This window comes from Nonomuraea sp. NPDC052129 (genome assembly GCF_040680095.1).
In the GTDB taxonomy this organism is placed as follows: domain Bacteria; phylum Actinomycetota; class Actinomycetes; order Streptosporangiales; family Streptosporangiaceae; genus Nonomuraea.
On the sequence record NZ_JBFAVX010000003.1, the window covers coordinates 509,710 to 533,291 of the forward strand.

23 protein-coding genes are annotated in these 23,582 nt (G+C 68.3%); 14 read left to right on the plus strand and 9 right to left on the minus strand.

Translation table 11 applies throughout. The features are described 5' to 3' along the window. Positions 1-26: 26 nt before the first annotated feature. On the minus strand, positions 27-563 hold the full coding sequence (locus AB0L53_RS10475; protein WP_363992681.1) for a HEAT repeat domain-containing protein: 537 nt from the start codon (positions 561-563) through the stop codon (positions 27-29). Between the two features lie 80 nt (positions 564-643). On the opposite strand from AB0L53_RS10475, the gene AB0L53_RS10480 reads away from it, so the two are divergent. Next, on the plus strand, positions 644-1,834 hold the full coding sequence (locus AB0L53_RS10480; RefSeq protein ID WP_358547126.1) for a MarP family serine protease: 1,191 nt from the start codon (positions 644-646) through the stop codon (positions 1,832-1,834). On the opposite strand, the gene AB0L53_RS10485 is transcribed toward AB0L53_RS10480, so the two are convergent. From AB0L53_RS10485 to acs, 5 genes are all read right to left on the minus strand, one after another. Beyond that, complete coding sequence (locus tag AB0L53_RS10485; protein ID WP_363992682.1) at positions 1,831-2,274, minus strand: DUF309 domain-containing protein; 444 nt, start codon at positions 2,272-2,274, stop codon at positions 1,831-1,833. The genes AB0L53_RS10480 and AB0L53_RS10485 overlap by 4 nt on opposite strands. After that, on the minus strand, positions 2,271-3,191 hold the full coding sequence (locus tag AB0L53_RS10490; protein WP_363992683.1) for an alpha/beta hydrolase: 921 nt from the start codon (positions 3,189-3,191) through the stop codon (positions 2,271-2,273). Before AB0L53_RS10490 ends, AB0L53_RS10485 begins: the two co-directional genes overlap by 4 nt. Further along, positions 3,181-3,597 carry a phage holin family protein gene (locus AB0L53_RS10495; protein WP_358547118.1) on the minus strand — a complete coding sequence of 139 codons (417 nt, stop codon included), beginning with the start codon at positions 3,595-3,597 and terminating at the stop codon, positions 3,181-3,183. The genes AB0L53_RS10490 and AB0L53_RS10495 overlap by 11 nt, the downstream gene beginning before the upstream one ends. Positions 3,598-3,628: 31 nt before the next feature. Beyond that, positions 3,629-4,837, minus strand: coding sequence for a Na+/H+ antiporter NhaA (nhaA, locus tag AB0L53_RS10500; protein ID WP_363992684.1), 1,209 nt, complete (start codon positions 4,835-4,837; stop codon positions 3,629-3,631). A 396-nt stretch (positions 4,838-5,233) separates the two neighbouring features. Further along, a complete protein-coding gene (gene acs, locus AB0L53_RS10505) occupies positions 5,234-7,207 on the minus strand; it encodes an acetate--CoA ligase (protein ID WP_363992685.1) in 1,974 nt (657 codons plus the stop codon). 227 nt (positions 7,208-7,434) lie between these two features. Between acs and AB0L53_RS10510 the strand changes: the two genes are divergently transcribed. From AB0L53_RS10510 to AB0L53_RS10540, 7 genes are all read left to right on the plus strand, one after another. After that, entirely contained in the window at positions 7,435-8,166 is a 732-nt protein-coding gene (locus AB0L53_RS10510) for an oxidoreductase (protein WP_363992686.1), read from the plus strand. Positions 8,167-9,030: 864 nt separating this feature from the next. Beyond that, positions 9,031-10,071, plus strand: coding sequence for a septum site-determining protein Ssd (gene ssd / locus AB0L53_RS10515; RefSeq protein ID WP_363992687.1), 1,041 nt, complete (start codon positions 9,031-9,033; stop codon positions 10,069-10,071). Positions 10,072-10,345: 274 nt separating this feature from the next. Beyond that, positions 10,346-11,509 (plus strand): TadA family conjugal transfer-associated ATPase, encoded by a 1,164-nt coding sequence (locus AB0L53_RS10520; protein ID WP_363992688.1) that lies wholly within the window; start codon positions 10,346-10,348, stop codon positions 11,507-11,509. Between the two features lie 172 nt (positions 11,510-11,681). Then, positions 11,682-12,392, plus strand: coding sequence for a type II secretion system F family protein (locus tag AB0L53_RS10525; RefSeq protein ID WP_363992689.1), 711 nt, complete (start codon positions 11,682-11,684; stop codon positions 12,390-12,392). 524 nt (positions 12,393-12,916) lie between these two features. Next, positions 12,917-13,405, plus strand: coding sequence for a type II secretion system F family protein (locus AB0L53_RS10530; RefSeq protein ID WP_363992690.1), 489 nt, complete (start codon positions 12,917-12,919; stop codon positions 13,403-13,405). Positions 13,406-13,624: 219 nt separating this feature from the next. Next, positions 13,625-14,239: an alpha/beta hydrolase gene (locus AB0L53_RS10535; RefSeq protein ID WP_363992691.1), complete on the plus strand. Its 615-nt coding sequence runs from the start codon at positions 13,625-13,627 to the stop codon at positions 14,237-14,239. Positions 14,240-14,324: 85 nt separating this feature from the next. Next, a complete protein-coding gene (locus AB0L53_RS10540; protein WP_363992692.1) occupies positions 14,325-14,675 on the plus strand; it encodes a hypothetical protein in 351 nt (116 codons plus the stop codon). A gap of 25 nt (positions 14,676-14,700) precedes the next feature. On the opposite strand, the gene AB0L53_RS10545 is transcribed toward AB0L53_RS10540, so the two are convergent. Then, positions 14,701-15,087, minus strand: a complete 387-nt coding sequence (locus AB0L53_RS10545; protein ID WP_363992693.1) for a hypothetical protein — start codon at positions 15,085-15,087, stop codon at positions 14,701-14,703. Positions 15,088-15,137: 50 nt separating this feature from the next. On the opposite strand from AB0L53_RS10545, the gene AB0L53_RS10550 reads away from it, so the two are divergent. The 4 genes from AB0L53_RS10550 (at position 15,138) to AB0L53_RS10565 (ending at position 17,562) form a co-directional block, all read left to right on the plus strand. After that, the gene (locus AB0L53_RS10550; protein WP_363992694.1) at positions 15,138-15,617 is read left to right on the plus strand and encodes a helix-turn-helix domain-containing protein; all 480 of its coding nucleotides are present in this window, start codon (positions 15,138-15,140) and stop codon (positions 15,615-15,617) included. A gap of 690 nt (positions 15,618-16,307) precedes the next feature. Next, on the plus strand, positions 16,308-16,619 hold the full coding sequence (locus AB0L53_RS10555; RefSeq protein WP_363992695.1) for a DUF4244 domain-containing protein: 312 nt from the start codon (positions 16,308-16,310) through the stop codon (positions 16,617-16,619). A 134-nt stretch (positions 16,620-16,753) separates the two neighbouring features. Further along, the gene (locus tag AB0L53_RS10560; RefSeq protein WP_363992696.1) at positions 16,754-17,134 is read left to right on the plus strand and encodes a TadE family type IV pilus minor pilin; all 381 of its coding nucleotides are present in this window, start codon (positions 16,754-16,756) and stop codon (positions 17,132-17,134) included. After that, positions 17,131-17,562 carry an Rv3654c family TadE-like protein gene (locus AB0L53_RS10565; protein WP_363992697.1) on the plus strand — a complete coding sequence of 144 codons (432 nt, stop codon included), beginning with the start codon at positions 17,131-17,133 and terminating at the stop codon, positions 17,560-17,562. Before AB0L53_RS10560 ends, AB0L53_RS10565 begins: the two co-directional genes overlap by 4 nt. Before the next feature lie 433 nt (positions 17,563-17,995). Here AB0L53_RS10565 and AB0L53_RS10570 read toward each other — a convergent pair whose 3' ends face one another. Next, positions 17,996-18,739 carry a class I SAM-dependent methyltransferase gene (locus AB0L53_RS10570; RefSeq protein ID WP_363992698.1) on the minus strand — a complete coding sequence of 248 codons (744 nt, stop codon included), beginning with the start codon at positions 18,737-18,739 and terminating at the stop codon, positions 17,996-17,998. Positions 18,740-19,506: 767 nt separating this feature from the next. On the opposite strand from AB0L53_RS10570, the gene AB0L53_RS10575 reads away from it, so the two are divergent. Further along, positions 19,507-21,993 (plus strand): hypothetical protein, encoded by a 2,487-nt coding sequence (locus AB0L53_RS10575; protein WP_363992699.1) that lies wholly within the window; start codon positions 19,507-19,509, stop codon positions 21,991-21,993. Between the two features lie 245 nt (positions 21,994-22,238). On the opposite strand, the gene AB0L53_RS10580 is transcribed toward AB0L53_RS10575, so the two are convergent. Beyond that, a complete protein-coding gene (locus AB0L53_RS10580) occupies positions 22,239-22,679 on the minus strand; it encodes a VOC family protein (protein ID WP_363992700.1) in 441 nt (146 codons plus the stop codon). Between the two features lie 78 nt (positions 22,680-22,757). On the opposite strand from AB0L53_RS10580, the gene AB0L53_RS10585 reads away from it, so the two are divergent. Continuing rightward, entirely contained in the window at positions 22,758-23,348 is a 591-nt protein-coding gene (locus AB0L53_RS10585) for a TetR/AcrR family transcriptional regulator (RefSeq protein WP_363992701.1), read from the plus strand. Positions 23,349-23,582: the final 234 nt, after the last annotated feature.

Sequence of the window (23,582 nt, forward strand, 5' to 3'; positions counted from 1 at the left end):
GCCCGCTTCCCGTGGGGCGGCCCGCTTCAGACGAGCGGGTCCAGGCGGTCCTGGTCGCCTGTGGCCAGGGCGACGCCGAGCGAGGCCCAGTCGGCCACGTCGGCGTCGCTGTCGGCCGCCAGCGCCCGCAGCGCGTTCAGCCCGGCCCGGTCCGGCGGGTCGCCCAGTACGTGCTGGAGCGCGTACGCGGCGCCGTACCTGACCCGTGGGTCCTCGTGCCCGGCCAGATCCATCACTGACGGTAGCGACCGGGGGTCGGCCAGGTGGCCGAAGGCGATGAGCACCGAGTAGAGCACCATGACGTCGTCCTCGCTGGCCGCCAGATAGCGCAGGACGGGCAGGATCCGATCCACGTACGCCTCGAGCATGCCCAGGATGTCCACCCCGAGCAGGCGCTGAGTGACGTCGTCCGCCGCGCAGAGCCGCCGCGCCTCGATGAAGGACTCAAGATCGCCACGCTGCCGTAGTACGGAGATCACGTGCCAGCGCACCGCCCCGTCGGGATCGTCGTCGCCGAGAGCTGCTTCGATGAGGCCGCGCACTGTTTCGTCGTTGGGCGGCATGCCGCCCAACGTAACCAGCGCGTGTCGCCGTCCTGAGGAAGACGTGCACACTTGACCGAATCGCTGGTTACCTTTGAAACGTGCGCGGTGATCTGCTTGACCTCATATTGATCGGCCTCGTGATCGCCTTCGGCGTCTCGGGTTACCGGCAGGGCTTCATCATCGGTGCCATGAGCTTCGTCGGCTTCGTCGGCGGGGCGGTGCTCGGAGTCTTCATCGCGCCCCCCATCTCCAAGGCCGTCGTCGACGGTGACACGCCGCAGGCGCTGCTGGCCATCGTGATCGTGTTCCTGGCCGCGACGATCGGGCAGTTCGCCTCCTCGACGATCGGCGCCGTGGTGCGCAGCCATGTCACCTGGGAGCCGGCCAAGGTCGCGGACGCGGTCGGCGGTACGTTCGCCAGCGCGCTGTCCGTGCTGGTGATCGCCTGGCTGATCGGCTCGCTGATCGTGTCGACGGCGTTCACCCCGCTCGTCGACCAGGTGAAGAACTCCATGCTGCTCACCACGGTCGACGACTCGATCCCGCAGACCGCGCGCAACTGGCAGCAGCCGTTCAAGAAGTTCATCGACCGGTCGGAGTTCCCGCCGGTGTTCGACGCCATCGGCGCGGGGCAGCTCGTCGACGTGCCGCCGCCGGCGCGCAGCATCCTCCAGGGCGCCAAGCTCGAACGGGCGCAACGGGCCATCGTCAAGGTCCAGGGCAACGCCGAGAGCTGCAACAAGCTCATCGAAGGCACCGGCTTCGTCTACGCCAGGGACCGGATCATGACCAACGCGCACGTGGTCGCCGGCGTGACGCGTGACCTGCAGGTCCTCGCCTACGACAACAAGCGCCACCCGGCCACCGTCGTGCGCTACAACCCGCAGCGCGACATCGCCATCCTGTACGTGCCCGGGCTGGGCCTGCCGCAGCTCTCCTTCGACGGCGAGGCGGAGAAGGGCGAGAACGCCATCGTCGCCGGGTTCCCCAAGGGCCAGGGCTTCACGGCCGAACCCGCCCGCATCCGCAGCCAGCTCAACGCCGAGGGCCCCGACATCTACCGCAGCCGGAACGTCACCAGGAAGGTCTACGCGATCCGCGGCAAGGTGCTGCCCGGCAACTCCGGCGGCCCGCTGCTGACCGTCAACGGACAGGTGTTCGGCGTCGTCTTCGCCGCCGCGGTCAGCCAGGAGGACACGGGCTACGTACTGACGGCCAACGAGGTCAGGCCAGACGCCGACCAGGGCCGAAACGACACCACCCCGGCAGGCACGCAGGAGTGCGACTAGCCAGGCAGCCGGCTGAGGATCAGCTCGATGGCCTGCGCCGGGTCGCTGTCGTCGCTCAGGCCCGACGCCGCCCGCCCCACCGAGTCGTACGGCGTCCCGTACGACTGCACGCGCGCGGCACCCCGGCTGAAGAGGGTCAGCGCCCCGCGCCCGTTGCCGCGCTGCAGGTGCGTCAGCCCGACGCAGATCTGCGCCAGCCCCTGCCACAGCTCGCGCTCGTCGTCGGGGGCGCACTTCCAGCGGCCCTCGAACACCTCGTGGGCGTTGAACGGCAGGCCCTCGCTCAGGAAGCGGCGCCCGTCGGACAGGGCCTGTGGCGTGGTGGGCGCGTAGTCGTCGGGCACTCGGTCCACGCCGGTCGAGCCATAGGGCAGTGGCCGGCCATAGGCGTCGCGTGGCCGGGCGTTGCGCGGCTTGCCTTCGGGGTCGCGGTCTCTCATCGGCCAGGCTCCGAATCGGACAGCCAGCCGATCAGCTCGGCGTCGAACACGTCGGGGGTCTCCTCATGGGGGAAGTGGCCTGCGCCCTCGATCAGCCGCCACCGGTATGGGGCGGCCACGTAGCGACCCGAACCGAGGGCCGTACGCGGCAGCACTCGGTGGTCGAGGGCGCCGTGCAGGTGCAGGGTGGGGGCCTCGATCTGGGCGCGCATCGTCCTGGCGAAACGCAGGCCGTCGGGGCGGAACTGGGAGCGGCCGAACCAGCGGTGATACTCCAGCGCGCAGTGGGCGACGGTCGGGATGCGGATCGCGTCGCGATAGACGCGGGCGGTCTCCTCGTCCGGCCAGCCGGGCCCCGACCAGGCGTCGAGCATCCTGCCGACCAGCGAGCCGCCGTTACGGGTGAGCCGGCGCTCGGGCAGGAACGGCACCTGATAGCCGATCGCCGGGCTGGTCGCCCTCAGCTGACCGAACGGGTCGGTCAGCAGCGACCTGCGCAGCCGCAGGGGGTGCGGCGCGGATACGGTGACCAGCCGGTGTACGCACTTGGGGTCGAGCACCGCCATCGTCCAGGCGAGCAGCCCGCCCCAGTCGTGGCCGACCACGATGGCCCCGGTCTCGCCGAGCGCCCGGATCAGGCCGCTGGCGTCCCCGGCCAGTGTGGGCAGGTCATAGCCGCGCGGCGGCTTGTCGCTGCCGCCGTAGCCACGCAGGTCCACCGCGGCCGCGCGGTATCCCGCCGCCGACAGCGCCCGCAGCTGGTTGCGCCATGTCCACCAGAACTGCGGGAACCCGTGCAGCAGCAGGACCAGCGGCCCCTCACCTGCCTCCACGACGTGGAAGCGGGTGCCGCCGGCGTGCACCTGCCGGTGTTTCCACGGTCCCTCGATCTGGACGACCGACTCGTCAGGTGCCATCACTGGTCACCGGCTCTATCTCCTTCTCCGGACTGGCGATCTCCTTGAGTCCCTTGATCGACCTGGCCGTACGCTTCATCCCGGCCAGCCCCTTAAGCCTACGGATCCCGATGAACACCAGCAGCCCGGCCACCAGCAGATAGAAGACAGTGACGATGAGGAAGGCCACCCAGTTCGGCAACCATTGGGCGAGCACGAAGGCGATCGTGAACGAGGCCAGGATCAGGCACAGGTGCGCCATGAAGGCGGCGGCGGCGAACAGGCCGCCGGCCGTGCCGATCCGCTTGGCGTCGAACCTGAACTCGGCCTTGGCCAGCTCGATCTCCGAGCGGATCAGGGTCGAGATGTGATCGCTCGCCTGGGCGACCAGCGAGCCCAGGGATTCTTCCTCGGGAGTCTGGGGCATGAACGTCTCCTATCGAGGCCTGGTGGCCGTGTCAAACATCATCCAGCGCGATGCGCCGCTTGCGCATCCGTACGTGAAGCAGTAGCGCCGCCAGGACGGACGCGGTGAGGCTGGCAAACAGGATCCCGGTCGTCACAGCGTCGACCCGCTCCCGGTCGGCGCCGAACGCCAGATCGCCGATCAGCAGCGACACCGTGAACCCGATCCCGGCCAGCAGCGACACCGCCGCCATGTCCCGCCAGTGGAGCTCTTTGGACAGTTTCGCCAGGCCAAGCCGTACAGACAGCCAGGCACCGCCGAACACACCCACAAACTTCCCGATCACGAGCCCGGCTATCACTCCCAGAACTACCCGATCGGAGAAGATACCGCCGATGCTGGAGCCGTCGAGCTTCACCCCCGCCGACAGGAACGCGAAGACCGGCACCGCGAGGCCCGCGGAGATGGGGCGGAGATAGTGGTCGGCGGCCTCCGCCGGGGAGCGGGTCTCGTGCTCTCGCGTCGTGACACGGGTGAGCAGGCCGAGCGCCACTCCCGCCACGGTCGCGTGTACGCCACTGACCTCCACCGCGTACCAGGCGCCTACGGCCAGCGGCAGGTACATCCACAGCCGCCCGGCGCCCGAGCGCTGCAGGACCCAGTAGACGGCGATCAGGGCGGCGCCGGCCAGCAGCATGAGGAGGTTCAGATGGGCGGTGTAGAAGGCGGCGATGATGGTGATGGCGCCGAGGTCGTCGACGACCGCGCTGGTCAGCAGGAACGCCCGTAGCGCCGGAGGCATCGAGCTCGCGGTCACGGCCAGCACGGCGAGCGCGAAGGCGATGTCGGTGGCGGTGGGAATCGCCCAGCCACGCGCCGCGTCCGGCGCTCCCCAGCTCACCGCGAGGTACACGAGCGCGGGCACGACCATGCCACAGAAGGCGGCGAAGATGGGCAGCGCGGCCTTGCGCAGGTTGGCCAGCTCCCCGTGGACGAACTCCTCCTTGACCTCCAGCCCCGCCACGAAGAAGAAGATCGTCAGTAGGCCGTGCTGCGCCCACTGGTAGAGCTCCATCGGGCCGAGCGCGGTGTGCTGGAGCGCGGTGTAGCCCTCATGAGCGACGTTCGCCCAGATCAGCGCGGCGATCGTGGCCGCCAGCATGACGATGCCGCCGATCGTCTCGGCACGCAACGCCTCGGCCACGGTACGGGCGTAGCGAACGGTCGGTTGGAAAGGCCACATTTCGGCGGTTGGACGCACGGGGTCTCCTCTGACGGCTGTCGCGAGGATCGCTTCCCCGTGACGCCGACCCGACTTCCCGGCACACCGATATCCACCCTAACCCGGTAACCGGCCAAGCTAGCCCGCTAACCGGCCAAGAACGCGCACGTCACGGCGGCCGACCCCGTGCGGGCTCAGCGGCCGTTCCCCTGGAGGCCACCCGCCACGTACGGCGGGTGGCGCCAGGTCGGCCGTGCCGTAAAGCAGCAGCCTTCGCTGTTTACGTCCGCTCTCCCGGAGGCCGCCCGCCATGTGCGGCGGGCGGCGTCAAACCAGCCACCCTTCCCCGAAGGCCGCCCGCCACCTACGGTGGGCCGCGTCGGGTCGGTGTGCTGTAGAGGAGCGGGTGTCGCTTTTCGCTTTTTCGTTCGCCCCTCAGTCTTCGCTCTTCGCCGACGGGAGCTTCTCCGAGATGAGGTCCATCACCGTGCTGTCGGCCAGCGTCGTGACATCGCCCACGCTGCGGTTCTCCGCGACGTCCCGGAGCAGCCGCCGCATGATCTTCCCCGAGCGGGTCTTGGGCAGCTCAGGCACCACCAGGATCTGGCGCGGCTTGGCGATGGGCCCAAGGGCCTTGGCCACGTGGTTGCGCAGCTCAGAGGCGATGTCGGCGCCCTCCTCCGCGGCCCCGCGCAGGATCACGAACGACACGATGGCCTGCCCGGTCACCGGGTCGGTCGCGCCCACGACGGCCGCCTCGGCGACCTTCGGGTGGCTCACCAGCGCGCTCTCCACCTCCGTCGTGGAGATGTTGTGGCCCGAGACGAGCATGACGTCGTCGACGCGGCCGAGCAGCCACAGGTCGCCGTCCGAGTCCTTCTTGGCGCCGTCGCCGGGGAAGTACATCCCCTCGAACCGGCTCCAGTACGTGTCGATGTAGCGCTGGTCGTCGCCCCAGATCGTCCGGAGCATGGCCGGCCACGGCTCGCGTACCACGAGGAAGCCGCCGCCCCCGTCGGGCACGCTGTTGCCCTGGTCGTCGACCACGTCGGCGCTGATGCCCGGCAGCGGGCGCATCGCGGCGCCCGGCTTGCCGCTGGTGACGCCCGGCAGCGGGCTGATCATGATGGCGCCGGTCTCGGTCTGCCACCAGGTGTCGACGACCGGGCAGCGGTTGTCGCCGATGTGCTCGCGGTACCAGACGTACGCCTCGGGGTTGATGGGCTCGCCGACCGAGCCGAGGATGCGCAGGCTGGACATGTCGTACTTGGCGGGGATGTCGTCGCCCCACTTCATGAACGTCCGGATCGCCGTGGGGGCGGTGTAGAGGATCGTGATCTTGTACTTCTGCACGATCTCCCAGAACCGGCCCCGGTGCGGGGTGTCCGGAGTGCCCTCGTAGATGACGCTGGTCGCGCCGTTGGCGAGCGGGCCGTACACGATGTAGGAGTGTCCCGTCACCCAGCCGATGTCGGCGGTGCACCAGTAGATGTCGGTCTCCGGCTTGAGGTCGAAGACCGCGTGGTGCGTCCAGGCCGTCTGGGTCAGGTATCCGCCCGAGGTGTGCAGGATGCCCTTGGGCCGGCCGGTGGTGCCGCTGGTGTACAGGATGTACAGGGGGTCCTCGGCGTCGTGCGGCTCGGCGGTGTGCTGGTCGCTCTGCCGCTCGACCAGGTCGTGCCACCACACGTCCTTGTCGTTGGTCGCCACGTCTTGACCGGTACGCCGTACGACCAGGACGTGCTCGACTTGCGGGCACTCGGCGACGGCCTCGTCCACGGTCGGCTTGAGCGCCGAGGGGGCGCCGCGGCGGTAGCCGCCGTCGGCCGTGATGACCACCTTGGCGTCGGCGTCGTCGATGCGGCTCTTCAGCGCGGTCGCCGAGAACCCGCCGAACACCACCGAGTGCACCGCGCCGATCCTGGCGCAGGCCAGCATCGCGATCGGCAGCTCGGGGATCATCGGCATGTAGACGGCGACCCGGTCGCCCTTGCGTACGCCGAGCTCCAGCAGGGCGTTGGCGGCCTTGCTGACCTCGGACTTCAGGTCGTTGTAGGTCAGGGTGCGGGTGTCGCCCTCGGGCTCACCCTCCCAGTGGTAGGCGACCTTGTCGCCGCGACCCTCTTCGACGTGGCGGTCCACGCAGTTGTAGGCGACGTTCAGCTCGCCGCCGACGAACCATTTGGCGAACGGCGCGTTCCACTCAAGCGTGGTCTCCCACCGCTTGGCCCAGGTCAGCCGGTCGGCCGCACTCTCCCAGAACGCGAGCCGGTCGGCCGACGCCTCGGCGTACGCGGCGGAGGTCACGTTCGCCGCAGCCGCCAGGTCGGTCGGCGGTGCGAACCGGCGGTTCTCCTGCAGCAGGTTCGACAACGCCTGGGGCTCGTTGCCAGGGGTTTCCGGGGCCACCTCGTGCTCCTTCAAGGGCCAGATCGGACAGGTCGAGTCCCACTCCACCAGCTCACGTGCTCCGCACACAAGAGGTCTAGACAGGTCTGTACATGTGGCGCCGCGTGGGTGATCCGGTTATCAACGGGACTAACAACTGCTATTGAACTGTTGTCATTTTGGCACCACACCAATATGGAACGGGCCAATGGGTGGGTTTATTGGGTCCCCCGCTAGGGTGGAATGCCGTGAGTGATCCACTGGCTGTCATCGCGGCACTTCCCGGCGTTCCCGAGGCGGTGGAGGAGGCCAGGCAGGCCGTCGACGGGCTCTATCGTCATCGCGTCCTGCGCCGCGCGAGCCCGGCGGTCTCGGCCGAGTCGTCCCTGCGCGGGGCGCGGGCGTCGGCGGCCATCGAGGGCGTCGACGTACCTCTGGACGAGCTGCGCCGGGGCTCGATCGAGGACCCCGTCGTCCAGGGCGCCCTGCGAGCGTCGGCGGAGCTGGGCCGGTTGGGCGCCACTTGGCGCAAGGCCCCCCGCCAGGTGCTCGCCCGCCTGCACACGGTCGCCGCGGCCGGCCTCACGGACTCACTCGGCCGCCCGCGCACCCAGGACCAGGAGCTGGCGGCGCGTCTAGAGAGCCTGTTCGGGCTGCTCGAAGCGCCCACGAAGGCGCCCGCGCTCGTGCTGGCCGCCGTCGTTCACGCGGAGCTGGCCGTGCTGCGGCCTTTCGGTACGGCCGACGGCGTGGTCGCGCGCTCGGCCGAACGGCTCACGCTGGTGGAGTACGGGCTCGACCCGAAGTCGCTGGTGGCCGTCGAGGTGGGGCATCTGGAGCTGCCTTATGCCGATGGCCTGCGGGCCTACCTGACGGGGTCACCCGACGGGGTGGCGGAGTGGGTACGACATTGTGCCGCCGCGGTCACCCTCGGGGTACGCGAGACGACCGCGATCTGCGAGGCGCTGCAGAGGGGTTGAGCTGGAAGAGGGGCTGGTCAGCGAGGCGCTGACCTGCGCGGTGCCGCGGAGGGGCCGATCTTGGGGCGCCGCAAGGATCCTGACATAGCTGACGGCGTCTCAGTCATGAGACGCCGTCTGCCGATACGTCACACCGGGTTACCAAGCGTGCACCTCTATTCGTCGGAGCGGGACAAGCCCGTCACGACGCGCCTCCCGCGGCTGGTCGCGCGTGGGTGCCTGGTTGACGCACCCGGACAAGTGGTCCGTGTCCCCTTTGTACGACGGATCCGCCCTGATGGGAACCCCTTGCACCAAGACCTTTACCCGTGCGGGGCCCTCCGGGGGTGAAGATTTCGGGGGGTCGTGGGTTTTGTTACGGTTATCAACCTGTGACGATCACGCAGAGTGATCTGCTTTATGTGATCGTTATGGGGGCACGAAAAAAACTTGGCGAAAATGCGAGATTGCTCCTCGACGAAACTCGAGTCGATCGGGCAGCATACGGGGGTATCTCCGGAAACTGGGGCGACTGTGCACGGGTTTGGTTTGCCAGTCTCTTGCCATGCTCCGGTCAAGTGATGAAAGCTTTCTTCTGAAACGGGACCGGCTCTACCCCCCCGGAGCCGGACCGATCAGGCGACCCCCGCTCTCCCCCCCGGCGGGGGTCGCCCCATTTCTGCCCGGGTCCGGTTCCGGGTGGGTCCCCTCCGCATCTGGATCCGCGCGCCTTTGGGGCCCGCGCGTCGTCGCACAGGGACTCTCGTTATCCACAGGGACTCCCCACCTCCAACCCCGTCATCCACAGAACCACGTTCGGTGGCCCGCTGCCCCACCCTCGCGACGCATGGTGTACCTCCCGATCCGCAGATCAGGAGGCCCCTCATGCACCGCCCACTGGTCATCACCGAAGACCGCGACCTGCTCGACGACCTCGTCCGCGTGGCCGCCGCAGCCGGAGCCCAGCTCGACGTGGCCCACGCCCCCGCCCACGCGCGCCCTTTCTGGAACCTCGCGCCCCTGGTGGTGATAGGCGGCGACCTGGCCGACGCGGTGGCCGCCACCTCACCACCCGCCCGAGACGGCGTGCTGCTGGTCACCCGCGAACCTGAAGATCCCGACAGCTGGCGCCGATGTGTGGCCGTGGGCGCCCAGGCAGTCGTCGACCTGCCGGGAGGTGAGCGGCGCCTGGTGGAGGAGTTCGCCGACGCCATGGAGCCCGATCCCCGCTCCGGCGTCGTGCTCTGCGTCATCGGCGGCCGGGGCGGGGTGGGGGCGAGCGTCCTGGCGGCCTGCCTGGCCCTGCGTGCCTCCGGCGATCGCCTGCGCACGCTGCTGATCGACGCCGACCCGCTGGGCGGCGGCATCGACGCGTTGCTGGGGCAGGAGGAGGCCACCGGCGCGCGCTGGGGAGACCTGGTGGCCCGCGAAGGCCGGGTCGGCTCGGCAGCCCTCCGGGCCGCGCTGCCCGCGTTCGGCGACCTGACGGTCCTGTCCTTCCACCGAGGAGAGGTACGGGCGATCCCCGCCCAGGCCATGCGCTCGGTGCTGGAAGCCGGACGCCGCGGCTTCGACGTGGTGGTCGTCGACCTCCCACGCCACCTCGACTCCGCCGCCGTCGAGGCACTGACCAGGGCGAGCGGCACGCTGCTCGTGGCCATGGCCGACGTACGCGGCGTGCTGGCCGCCGCTCAGGTCCTCACAGCGGTAAATCGGCACACCTCGGACATCCGCGCGGTCATCCGTCCCGGAGTCCTCGACGACGCCGTGGTGGCCAGTTCCCTCGGCATTCCCTCCGCCGGCCACCTACCCGACCAGCCACGCCTCCCCACCACCCTCAACCGTGGAGAACTCCCCAAACTGGGCCCCCGCACCGTCCTCGGCGCCCTCTGCACCTCCCTCCTACGCGACCTACTCCCATCGTGACCAGCCAGACGAACCTCCAGCACTCCCTGCGCCCTGACATGTCCGCTGCGCACGGTCCTCAGCTGTCCGCAATGTTGCCCACGCCCACCCCCGCGCTGGCGCCGACGCCGACGCCGACGCCCACCCCCGCCCTCGCGCCGGCGCCGTTGCCGACGTGGGCGTCCGGGTCCGTACTCGGGCCCCTATCCGCGTTCGTGCCTGTGCCCGCATCAACAATCTCTGTACTCGCGCTGGGACTGCCGGAACTGCTGGAGCGGACAACGGAGGTGAGCACATGAATGCAGGAGGCGTGTCACCCGAGCTGATCGAGGCCGTCCGTGTACGGCTGGCACGGACCGGCGTCGAGCCCAGCGCCGCCCAGGTGGCAGTAGCCCTACGAGCCGAGAAATCCGTATACGGCGACGCGGAGATCCTCGCCGTTGCCCGATCCCTCTGCGCGGACCTCATAGGAGCCGGCCCCCTGGAGCCCCTCCTGGCGGAGCCCGACGTCACTGACGTCCTGGTCAACGGCTCTCGCGAGGTATGGGTCGACGACGGCCACGGTTTGCGCAGAACCCCAGTGACGTTCGCCGACGACGGCGCCGTCCGCAGACTGGCCCAACGCCTGGCCGCCGCCGCGGGCAGACGCCTGGACGACGCCTCGCCGTACGTGGACGCCAGGCTGGCCGGAGGCGTACGCCTGCACGCCGTGCTCCCACCGATCGCCTCAGGCGGCACCTGCGTGTCGCTGCGCCTGCCTCCGAGACGTACATTCACGCTGCCCGACCTCGTGGCGGCGGGCACGATCCCGCAGTCGGCGGTGCCGCTGCTGACGGCCATCGTGACGGCCAGGCTGGCATTCCTGGTCACAGGTGGCACCGGCACAGGCAAGACAACGCTTCTGTCCGCGCTGCTGTCACTGGCCGATCCGGGTGAACGCCTGCTGCTCGTGGAAGACTCGGCCGAACTCCGCCCGCTCCACCCGCACGTCGTACGCCTGGAGTCCCGTCCGTCAAACCTCGAAGGTGCCGGCGGTGTCGGCCTACGAGACCTGGTACGCCAGGCTCTGCGCATGCGTCCCGACCGAGTCGTGGTCGGAGAGGTCAGGGGCGCAGAGGTGGTGGACCTGCTGGCCGCCCTGAACACCGGCCACGAGGGCGGCTGCGGCACCCTGCACGCCAACGCGGCCGCCGACGTACCACCCCGGCTGGAGGCGCTGGGCTGCGCGGCGGGCTTGAGCAGGGAGGCCGTGCACAGCCAACTCGCCGCCGCCCTCGATGTGGTCATCCACCTGACCCGCAACCACTCCGACGGTCGCCGGCGGGTATCGGAGATCTGCCTCCTGTCGAGAACCCCGACCGGCTTCGTCGAATCCTTGCCCGCCCTGACCTTCGACGCGCACGGCCGACCCCAAACCGGCCCGGGATACAACTCCCTGGCGCAGAGAACGCCTCCGTAACCACCCCCCCCAAACCAGCCTCCAACCTCGCCAGCCCGAGCCCGAACCCCCCATCCCACCCACCCGCTTCCACCCATTCACCACCCGTACCTCCACCCATCCACCCGCCTGTACTTCCACCGGTGAGCTTCACCCGAGCAGACCCGCGACGAGCGAACGGAGGCCCAAACCCGTGATCGCAGCCTTGGTGGCCGCATTGTCCACAGCAACCGCCGTATGGCTGTGGACCGGCCCGAACACCGCCACAGCCCGCCTCGACAGGCTGACCTCAGTCCGCGAGCCATTCCAGCAGCGATCCATAAAGCACCTGATCACCCGCCCCAGCCCAGCCCGTCGCGCCGACGCCTGGCGTCAGGCATCGATCGAACTCTGCCAAGCCCTCTCAGCCGAACTGACCGCAGGCCGTACTCCAGGCGAAGCCCTCACCAGGGCGATCACCGCAGTCGACTTCCCCGACCCGGAAGCCCTACGCCCGGTGGTGGCGGCGGCAAGGGACGGCGGCGACGTGTCCACAGCCCTCTTGTCAGTGGCTCCCCAGCAGGGCGGCGAGGGACTACGCCGCCTCGCCGCCTGCTGGAACGTCAGCGTGACCGTAGGCGCGGGACTGGCAGCCCTCGTCGAGCGAGTCGGCAGCACGTTACGTTCAGCCCAAGCCCACCGCCGGGACGTCACGGCACAACTGGCAGGCCCACGCACCACCGCGAGAATGCTGGCCGCACTCCCTGCCCTGGGCCTTCTCATGGGAAGCGCGCTGGGCATGCGCCCGCTCACCTTCCTCTTCGGAAGCCTCCCCGGCCTCGCCTGCCTCACGGCCGGAATCGCCCTCGACGCCGGCGGCCTGTGGTGGACCCACCAGATGGCAACCCGCGCCGAAAACTCATAGCGACGCCCGCTCCACCGCCGCCCGCCCGGATCTCCGTCGGACGATCACGCCGCTACCTCGGACAATCACGCGGTTCCCTCAGATGATCGCGCGGCGCAACCAACCGGAACGGACCCCAGACGATGTTCGAGCTGCTCTCCGCAGTCTGTGCCTGTGTGGCGACCTGGCTGTGGATCCCCCCGACAACTCCGGCCGAACGCCTGACCCGCCTGCTACCACCAGAAACCGCCACCCAACCCGGGCCGAGGGCAGGCATACCCCTGCACCCACCCGGAAGACCCCTGCACCCACCCGGAAGACCCCTGCACCCACCCGGAACACACCGACTCCCGAACTCAGGCTCCACAGACCCGGATGTCGACACATTCGCCCCACCGACCTGGCTCGATCACCCCGCGACCTCACCCCGCCGCATCAACCGCCGCACGCTGATCGGAGCACTCGGGGCTGCCCTCATCACCGCCCTACTCATCGGCGGAGGAGCCGGACTGATAGCCGCCCTACTCGTCACCCCCATCGTCGGCGTGGTCCTGCACAGACATGTCGACCCGGAAACCCGCCGAGACAGCAAACAGATCACCACTGACCTGCCGTTCGCCGCCGACCTGATGGCGGCTTGCCTCCTCGCCGGGCAGCCGGTCAGCGCAGCCACCGAGATAGCGGCTGGCGCGCTGGGCGGCCCGCTCGGCCAACGCCTGTCGTGGGTGAGCCGGCAACTCCGACTGGGCGCCGACCCCGACCCCACCTGGGCCTTCCTCGCCCAAGAACCCGCCACCGCACAACTGTCACGAGCGATGAGCAGAGCGGCTCAGACCGGCGCCCCGGTGGCCGACGTCCTGACGCGCCTGGCCGACGACGCCCGCCAATCCACTCGCGCCACGTCCGTGGCCGCAGCCAGGAGCGTCGGCGTGAAGGCGGTAGCACCCCTCGGTCTCTGCTTCCTTCCGGCCTTCGTCCTCCTCGGCATCATCCCTGTCGTCGCAGGCCTCGCCACCGCCATCACTGTTCCCTAACACCCAGTGACCCATCGCCGAACGTGGGACGGGTAATCAATCTTGGATACGAGCGAGGCACTTGCGTCAGGGGTCGATGGGAGAAGGTCTGCCAGGTCCTGCGGGCTGACCCAGCCAGCACCCCCGGGCGATCAGCGACGCCGCAGTCACTTACTTGACGGCCGGTTAGCAGGCTAGCTTACCGTACGACAGGTAAGTGATTGGGGAAGGATCATTGCCATGCCCGAAAAGCAGACCCACACCTTGGATGTGCCCGGTGCTCGCCTCCACTGCCAGGTGCGCGGGCAGGGGCCCGCGCTCTTGCTGATCCCTGGAAGCAACGGGGACGCCGACCTGTTCGACGCCGTCGCGGACCTGCTCGCCCCTCGTTACACCGTCATCAGTTACGACCGGCGCGGGTTCTCCAGGAGTACCTTAAACGGATCATGCGACAACAGCGCATGGGACGAGACCCACGTCAACGACGCGCGTTGCCTACTACGGGCAGTCGCAGAGGGACCGGCGTACGTCTTCGGCAGCAGTGCGGGCGCGGTCATCGACCCCGAACTGATCCGCCGCTTGTCGGTCAATATCGGCTTCTTCCTTGATCATGAAGTACGGCAAGCACCTGGCTACCGTCCCGACCTGGCAACCCTGGACGCCCAGCAGGAGCGCATCGTGCTGGGCGGCGGCCGGGACTCCCGCCAGCACTTCCCCTACCGTCCCAGCCTCGCCCTGGCTGACCGCTGGGGGAAATCCGTGACCGATTTCCCGGGCGACCACACCGGCTACTGGTCCCAGCCTGACGGGTTCGCCGCCACCCTCATCAACGTCCTGACCAGCCCGACGCCCTAGCGGCCACCGAATCTGGAAGGGCTAATTGATCTCAGGCGCGGAACTCATCAGGCTGGCCGCTTCTTCGATGGAGGGAGGTGCTCGCGTGGATCTGGCCCGTCTGGAGCGTGGGCTGGACAGCCGCCATTACCTCGACGCCGCGGCGTTCGGGACCCGCATCGCCGCGCTGATCACGGTCATCTGCCTGGCTCCGCCCACCTTCTGTCTGGTCGAACGCCAGGTTCGCCAAGTACTGACCGTACGAGGCGGCACCAAGGTCGACGGCTCGTATGCCGGTCAGGCTGCTATCCCCACCGGTCGGCTCATTCTGGACGCGCCAGCGGGCATCCGTCGGACCCCGGGGACTGGCCAGTCACCACCGACCATCCCGCAGCCCGCTGGCCTCCAGCTCCACTTCCTGGACCTCCTCGACATCGACCCACGAGACCTCCGCTGAAGATCACTCCCATGCGGAAAGGGGGCTAGCCGTCGACGATCACACCTCCGAGCGCGGTGCGGCCGGCCGGGGTGGCGACGAGCTCGACCGTGATGGTGTCGCGCAAGTGCGCTCCGAGGACGTCGGCGACGGCATCGGTGACGGTTCGTACAAGCTTGGCAATGAGCTCGTCGCTGTCGGGACGGTTGAACGCCGCCTCGCGGATACCGAACATGATCGCGGGTGGCGCCTCGTCGACCGGCTTGCCCCGCAGACCCAATCGTCCGGCGGGTACGCCGTCGAGGTGGATGATCGCGACGTCGCGCGCCCACTCGCCGTATACGTCGACCACCGCGTCGGTCAGCGCGGCAATGAGGGCCGTTTCGTTGCCCTGCAGCTGTGACTCCAGGACCCGGACCGTCAGATGTGGCACGATGGATCTCCTGTTTGTTCTTAAATTAGCTTTAACATCAAAGGTAATTGGTGAAGCACCAGATGGTCAACAACGCGGACGGCATGACCACCGACCAGGCGGTGCGGTCCATGCTCCTGCTGATGCCCAGGATGGTCGGGCGAGCCAAGCGGCTGCCCGTCCCAGAGGCACTGCGGACGCTTGATCTCGCGCCCCGCCACCTGTCCCTGCTGGCTTATCTGCAGTACGACGGTTCTCTCACGGTTAGTCAGCTGGCGGAGCGACTGGAGATCGCTCCGACGACCGTCAGCCTCATGGTGGGTGACCTGTCTCGCCGCGGTGTCCTGACGCGGGAAGAGGATGATGCCGACCGGCGACGGCGGGTCGTCGCAATCGCACCGCAGTACGTCGAGCCGATCCGCGAGTGGCTGTCGGGCAGCGCACTGGCGTGGACCGAGGTCTTGTCCGACCTCACGCCGTCCGAACGCGCCACGATCGTGCGGACGATGCGTGCCTACGAGACCGCCTTGGGCAAACGGATGCACGGTTGAGCTGAAGATCACGCAGGTACGAAAACGGGGCGAGCGTCTCGTCGGCAGTTCAACCCCGAATTCCTCGATGGCCATCCGAGCTGGCGTAAGAACAGGACGGCCTTCACTGACCGGCCCGGCCGGCTCCTCCGAGCCTCGCCTCCGCGGCGCCCGATCGCCCGCGGTGACCTCGACGCCTACGCGGTGCCCGATCGCCCGCGGTGACCTCGACGCTTACTGACGCCACCGCATCGCGTTGGAGCACCCCTGTGCCTACCGATAACGCGACGGATACGCCTCTCACGGCCTGATCTGCCTTGCCGTGCTCCTCCAGAAGGCCAGCACCCAGAAGGCCAGCAGAAGGCCAGCACCCAGCTCGAAAGGCCGCTCTGCACGCCTCTGAGGTCGCTGGGCGTCCCAATGGCCGGTTTGGGTACGCGACCGCCTGCGCGCTCATTCAGACGGGCATGGACATGCGCGGGGTAGGGCTGCCGAGCACCTACGCGTACCGGATCGACATCAGGAAGCACGCGGAGAGACCAACTGTCGCAAGACGGACAGTGCGCCCGTATACCTCCAGGTCGGCCCCCTGCTTATGAGGCATTCCAACGTTTTCCACAGAACGTCGTTCGGCTCATCCGCCGCACGCAGCCTTGAGCCACTGTTGGACCCACGCCGGACGACACCCGGCTCCGATCACCTGGAGGCACCATGCACCATGCGGCAACCACTCCGAACGCCGCCGCCATACCGCTACAAGACCCGCCGATCGCCACACCGCCACAAGACCCGCCGACCGCCAAAGCGGCCAGCCCAGCCGCCCGCCACCACAGCTGGCTCGCTGACAGGTGGGCCCGTTGTTCGGGACCACACCGCGAGCGCGGCATGTCCACCGCCGAATATGCCGTAGGCACGATCGCCGCGTGCGCCTTCGCGGCGCTGCTGTTCAAGGTGGTCAGCAGCCCCGAGGTGCATGAGATGCTCTCGAAACTCATCGACAAGGCGCTCAACACAGCCGGATGACCCCGCCCCAAGCCGCGACTTCCAAGCCCGTGAAGCGGCCGACATCACGTATGAGACGGTCGGCCTCGCACGTGAAGCGATCCATAGTGCGTCGTAAACGGCCGACATCAGGTCCGAGGCGGTCGGTGTCGCACATGAAGCGATCCGTATGGCGTCGTAAGCGGCTGAAGTGGCGGTCGACGTCGCGCGGCTCCGTGACCGCCGAGACCGCTATGGTCCTGCCCGCGCTCATGGTCGTCTTGGCCGCCGCATTGTGGGCGATCCAAGTAGTCGGGGTCCAGCTGGAATGCGTCGACGCGGCCCGCGCGGCAGCCCGGGCCGCAGCCAGAGGCGAGCCACTGAACGAAGTACGCGAACTCGTACGATCCGCCACTCGCCCCAACGCACAGGTGGACATCAGCCGCAGCCCGGAGAGCACAAGAGTAGAGATCTCGGTGGAGGTACGACCAGCATGGGGAGCGTCCCTGCCCGCAGTACAAGTGGCCGCCGCCGCGACAGCCGACACGGAGTCATGACACGCTGGCGCACCTCGGCGAAGAAGCATCGAGGGGCAACATTCGTCAAGCGAGCAGACCGGGGCTCCGCGACATTGTGGGGCATCGCGCTCATGGGCCTGCTCATGGCAGTCGCCACGGCCCTCGCCACCGTGGGCTCCGTACGCGTCGCCCGCCATCACGTACACGACGCAGCCGACCTGAGCGCACTTGCGGCGGCGAGGCTGGCAATCTTCGATCCCCAAGCAGCCTGCGACAGAGCGAAGACCGTAGCCGCGAAAAACGGCGTCCACCTCCTCCAATGCACGCTCACAGGCGAAATCGCGGATGTCCGAACCTCATTGACCATCACTCTGCCCGCCTTAGGAACCCGAACCCTGACCGGCAGGGCCCGCGCCGGCCCAAGCGAGTACCCGGCCTCGGCAGAGCACGCCCACAGATCGCAGTAGGGGTGCGGCCTGTACAGGGCACGCACACAGACCGGAGTAGGGATGCGAGCCATGGCAGGGCGCAACAAGCGGGAGCAGGAACGCAGGCCAGGCAAAGGCCGAAGGGTGTGTGGGCCCGACAGAACACTCACGACAGGAGTAAGCGTGCAGACCCGGTAGAACGCGACGGCCTGTGGTGGGGCGGACCTGGTGGGATGCGCACGAGCCCAAGGCCGACAGGCCAGGTGAACGAAGAGCGGGCGAGCGGGTGAGGAGCGAGTGAGCCGGACGCAGCTCGGCCGGACAGGGATATCCGTTCCAGCTCGGCCGGACAGAGACGTCCGTTCCAGCTCGGCCGGACAGGGACTTCTGTACCCGCTCGGCCGGGGCGACCTCCTTGATGACCCCGTGCGTAGGCGGAGGGAAGACCTTGCCCGGCTGCTCTCCTGGCTGGTCAGATCCTTGTGCCACTGAGCAGCAGGAAGAGCGGCACGCGGCGGCGGCGCGCCAGCTCGGCCAAGTCGCCGTCGAACCGCTCTTCCTGAGGGGCGCACTCACGTAGAGCCGACAGGGCAAACCCGGCGTTCATCAGCGCGTTCACATAGTCCTCAACAGTCCGGTGAAACCAGACGACACTGCCGCCCAACCAGTTCCGCCGCCGTGGCCCCTTGAGGAAGTAGTCATCGACGACCCAGTTCGTGCGCGGCTTTCCCGTCCCGGCGTCATATGAGCTCAGAACAGGATGAACAACAGAAAGAATGATCCGCCCTCCAGGCGAAAGGCATGTGTGGCAAGCCGTCAGCACCGCATCCAGATCCTCGACATAGTGCAGGGCCAGACGAGAAATGATCAGATCAAACGAAGACGGCGGAGCGGAAAAGTCCTCTATGTCCGCTCGCTCGGCTCGCCCACAGGTGCCTCGAAGGATCGCGCTAGCCGCCTCCACCATGGCTGCCGAGCCATCCAGGCCCAGGTAGCTACGGCAGCCGGCGTGCAGCAAAGTCCGCCCGATGGCCGCATCCCCGCAGCCGAGATCCAAAACCCGCAGTCCGGTGACCGTGCCAAGGACATCCAGTAGTGCCGGCTCCTCCATGACGTGGTTTGGGCTCATTGCCCCACTGTGACGATGGTCGCGATACCTCTTGGAGATCTTGGGCGAGTTGTAGAAGGAGCCACCACGCTGGGATGCAGCAGTCACGATGCGGAGTGTAGATCGATCGGCCGGTCTGACGACACGCTGGCGCCCGAAGCAGTGCCCGAAGCAGCGCTGAGGGCGGCGCAGAGGTGGGCGGAGGGTGGGTGTGTTTCCGCTCTGGCCTCTGGCCACCTCCTGACCATGGCCCCGTCCTGCCCCTGGCCCCGTCCTGCCCTTGACTTGGTCCTGGTCCCGGTTCTGCCCCTGACCCACGATTTGCCCCTGACCCATGATCTGGCCCTGGAGCCCGATTCCAGTCCTGGGTCCCGATCCCGGTCTCAAGGTCCAGTTCTGGGTTGTCCCCTTCTAGGCCCCGACCTGCGCTGTGGGCCTGCGGGCTATGAGCCTCGGTTAGGTGGCCCCAGGTTCTGGGCGAGGAGTGCATCCCGGCCCATGCCGAGGGCGTAGGGCCGGGTCTCGCTCTCGCAGAGCAGGGTGGGCCGTTATTTAGCGCAATGTTCGTGAAAGCAGAGGCGTTTTTCGCTTCCACGAACAATGTGGCTTGTGGGGCTGTCGGGGCTAGGTCGCAATCGAATTACGACTTCTTAGACAGAGTGTCCAAGAGTTAGTTAGCTCACATAAGGTGCCGCTTACTCGTGAGTCCATGCCGTCTGGGGTCGGAGTCTGGGATAGCCCGGACCTGAGCCGCTAGGGTGCGGGTTCAGGGGGAGGTCGGTGATCGACATCGGCCAAGCGGACTGCATTCCGGTCGTCGCGTGAACGCCCCAGGGTGGTCAGGCGGCGCGAGGCTCTCTATGGAGGGAAGCGCCGTGACGGTTGGCAGAGCGATAGTCGCGACGGCGGTCGTGGCGGGAACCATCGTGCTCGGTGGGTCCGCTCAGGCGGCCGTGGTGGCGCGGCAAGGTGCGGGCCCCGGGGAGATCACGTCTCCGTCCGACGGTCAGGTGGTCACGAGTGGATCCGTGCCGATCTCAGCGCATACCGGGTTAATGCAGCTCAACATGGGCGTGTACGTGGAGGGCCCCTCGACCACCAGGCAGAAGGTCGCCGGTGGGGGTGCCAACCAGACGATTTCCGGGACATTCGATGCGGGCAGCGCACCCAATGGGACCTTCAACGTGGTCCTCAAGGGTGAGATCACCGGCAGCACCTACGCGACGAGCACCTTCAAGCTGAGGCGGCCCGCCGCCGCGCCGGACAACGTCGCCGCAGCCCTGCAGGGGGCCGAGAAGATCGTGGTGACCTGGAGCAAGGGCTCGGAGCCGGACCTCCAGTCGTACGAGGTGGCAACCAGCCAGTCCGGCATCGTGGGCAGGCTGCCCGCCGACAGCGCCTGCTCCGGATCATCGTGCAAGGCCGTGCTCGCCGTACCGACCAAGGCGGCGGGGCAGCGGGTGGGCTTCACCGTGAAGGCGTTCAGGGGCGACGGCGATGGCGGGTCGATCGAGTCCGGCAATTCTGGCGCCGCGTACGTGACCATCCCCGCACCGCCGGCCGCCCAGCCGAAGAAGACCGCCACGAAACAGGAGACCCCGGGCACCAAGAAGGGCGTTGAGACGCTGCCCACGCTGCCCGCCAAGAAGCACGCGCAGTCCACGGTCGCGCCCACACACAAGGCGACCACGACGAAGAAGACCGACAAGCTCCCCGCCATGCCGGACACCGACCCCAAGGGCAATCTCCCGATTCCGACCGCCGACACCACCGGGGATTCGGGCAAGACCGACGGCCTCGCTCCGAACGGCACCACAGGCGACGCCGACTCTGCTGCCATCGATTCCAAGGTGAAGGCCCAGTCGTCGGAGTCGGCCGCCGGAGGCATCGGCCAGTACGGCATGTACGTCGCAGGCGGGCTCGTCTTGCTGCTGCTGGCCGCGCACGGAGGCGCGTGGGCGCGTCGCCGGTCTCTCGCCGCCGCTGGTGCCGGGGGTTCGGTGCCGCCCTCGGCTGCTGCTTCGCCAAGTCTCGGCATTTCCGCTCAACCCAGTACGGATAGCGTCCCGCCCACCGCTTCGGCACCCCGACGCCCTGCCGTGGTGCTGGCAGTCGCCAAGGTCCGACCGGTCGGTGAGCATCCTCGTACGCAGTCCCCTGAACAGTCCCGCGCGCCGGAGCGGTCCGGCGCTCAGACGCCTGAGCGTTCGCGCGCGACAGAGCGGCTTAGTGCTCAGGCTCCCGGAGCCTCGCGTACGTCACCAGGACGCTCCGGCGCGCAGACGCCCGCACGATCCCGCATGCGGGCACTGGAATCCCACATGCAGGCACCGGAACACCCTGGCTCGGCGGCGTCCGACCGACCCAGTTCGGGGGTGTCCGACCCAACCGGTCCGGGAGCACCTGGCGTGGGAGAGTCCACCCTGGGAGGGGTAACTCTGGGGGTTTCCGATCGGTTTAGTCAGGGGGTGGCCGGTTCGGGCGGGTCCGATCGGCTCGATCCAGGGGCGTCCGACCAGTTCGGTCCGGGGATATCGGACAGTTCTGGTCTGGAGGTGTCCGACCGGTTTGGTCCGGGCGGATCCGATGGGTTCGGTTCGGGTGAGTCCGAAAAGCTCCGTGTGGTTTCGCCCGATCGCTTCAACTCGACAGCGTCTGACCTGCTGGCCACGCGGTCCGCAGCACGGCGTTACGCAGAGGGGCCGAGTGCCGGTCGGGCTAACGGGCCGGTGCTGGGGCAGGCTCGTGCGCAGGTACGCGCCGCCCTCCCGCTGCACCTCAGCGACGCCGATATGGGGGCTGCTGATCCGGATGACTGGGCGTCCGGCGATCAGGACGGTCGGACGGGGGCTGGGCAGGTTTCGTGGTCGTCCGGCGGACAGGACGACCGGACGGGGGCTGGGCAGGATTCCTGGTCGTCCGGCGGACAGGATGGCCAGGCGGGCGCTGGGCGGGTTTCGTGGGTGTCCGGGGAGCGGGATGGCCGGGCGGATGCCGGTCGATATGACCTGGTTTCCGTTGATCAGGACGGTTGGAGGGGAGCGGCTCAGGCTGGTCGAGAGCCTCTCGACCAGCCCGGTCGGATACGTGCTGAGCTGGACGGTCGGACGGTCCGTCAGGAGCCCGTACGGATCGCGCTGCCCAGCTCGGCCGTGATCGAGGTGCCCGAGTCGGCCGCCGCCGTTACGCCGCCCGCGGTACGGATCGAGGAGCGTTGGGACGACTACCTCCCCCCTGCTCCCAGGGCGATGGAGGACAGTGGCTTCTGGGAGCGTCCGCAGCCCGGAGCGGGTGACTTCTGGGCGGCTGACGACGACGAGAACGCCTTCGCGGGCCACCGCCATCGCGGCGGCGATAGCTAACCCACGACCAACCCACCAAGTCCTCCGAAGGAGTCAGCCGGTGGGAGCACTTGCCTCGGCTGGCGCTAGCCCTTCGCCGAATTCCTCCGCGTCGAGGGCGTGCCTGAGGCGATCGGTCTTGCCGAGATCATCGGTATGCCGTCGGACTTCGAGTCCCTGACCTGGGCACTGATGTGGTGGGTGAGGTCATCTGGCACAGCGAGCAAGCCGTTGTTGAGCCGAGGTCGAACGGGCTCTGTTGTGCGTCAAAGGGCTGCAGATCCTTGTGAATCCTGAGTCTGGTACTGGCCGGCGTACTCGGCGGTGGGAACGGTGGGTGTGATGACGTCGATGAGCACTCCGTTGGGGTCGGCCACGATGAAGTGCCGCTGTCCGAAATCCTCGCTGCGCAGTTCGAGCACGGCCGGCAGACCTCCCCGTACCACGAGCCGTTCCCACTCCCCGTCCACGTCCTCGACCTCGAAGTTGAGCAGCAGCCCCTGAACGTGCGCGCGGTGGCCCTCGGGCAGCGTCGGATGGCGGTGGTCGAGAAGGGCCAGCTCGTACGGCGGGGTCCCCGGCCGGCGCAGACTCACGTACCAGTCCGCCTCGAACGTCGCCTCGAACCCGAACCACCCGACATAGAAGTCCTGGGACTCCCGCAGCAGGGAGGTACAGAGGACTGGATAGAAGCTGGTCAGCATCACGGAAAGCTCCTTCGCATACCGTTGGTATGTCAAGCTACGCTATTGGCATACCATCGGTACGTCAACAGGGGTGACGCGATGAGCCAGGGCAGCAGGATCGAGCAGCGCGAGCAGACCAGGCGGATTCTGGTACGCGAGGGCAGGCTGTTGTTCGCGATCCGGGGCTACGGGGCGGTGGGCCTGTCGCAGATCGTCGCCGCTGCCGGGGTGACCAAGGGGGCGCTGTACCACCACTTCGAGAGCAAGGCCGACCTGTTCCGTACGGTCCTGGAGCAGGTGCAGGGGGAGGTGGCCGAGACGGTGGCCGCGACCGCCGAGGCCCAGGACGACCCATGGGAGCAACTGGCGGCCGGGTGCCGGGCGTTCCTCGCAGCCTGCACCGCTCCGGACATCCAGCAGATCATGCTCATCGACGGCCCCGCAGTCCTGGGCTGGAGCGAGTGGCGCGCGCTGGACGAGGCCGCCTCCGCCCGCCATCTGGCCGAGGCGCTGTCCGGCCTCATCGAGGCAGGGGTCATCGCACGACAGCCGGTCGCCCCGCTGACTCACCTGCTGTCGGGGGCGATGAACGAGGCCGCGCTGTGGCTGGCCGGCTCCGGAGATCCCGGCGACCTGGACGACGTGTGGGCGGCCTTGTCCCGGATCCTGCAGGGGCTGCGCATCGAGTGAGCCCGCGCATCGTTGCGTTCTACGAGTGAGCCTGGCTAGTGCTAGCGCGCCCAGAACCCCGAAGGAATGCGGTCAGTGGGTGGTCTCGCCTGGGCTTATCGAGGTTCGGGCGGTCGCGCGTTGCCTGGTGCGGTGACCACAATGGTCCCCTGGATTTGGTCCGGTCCCTCTGATAGTCCGTCGTGTCAGGGGTTTCTGGAGGATATCCCGCCGGGTGGCCCGGAGGGGTTGCAC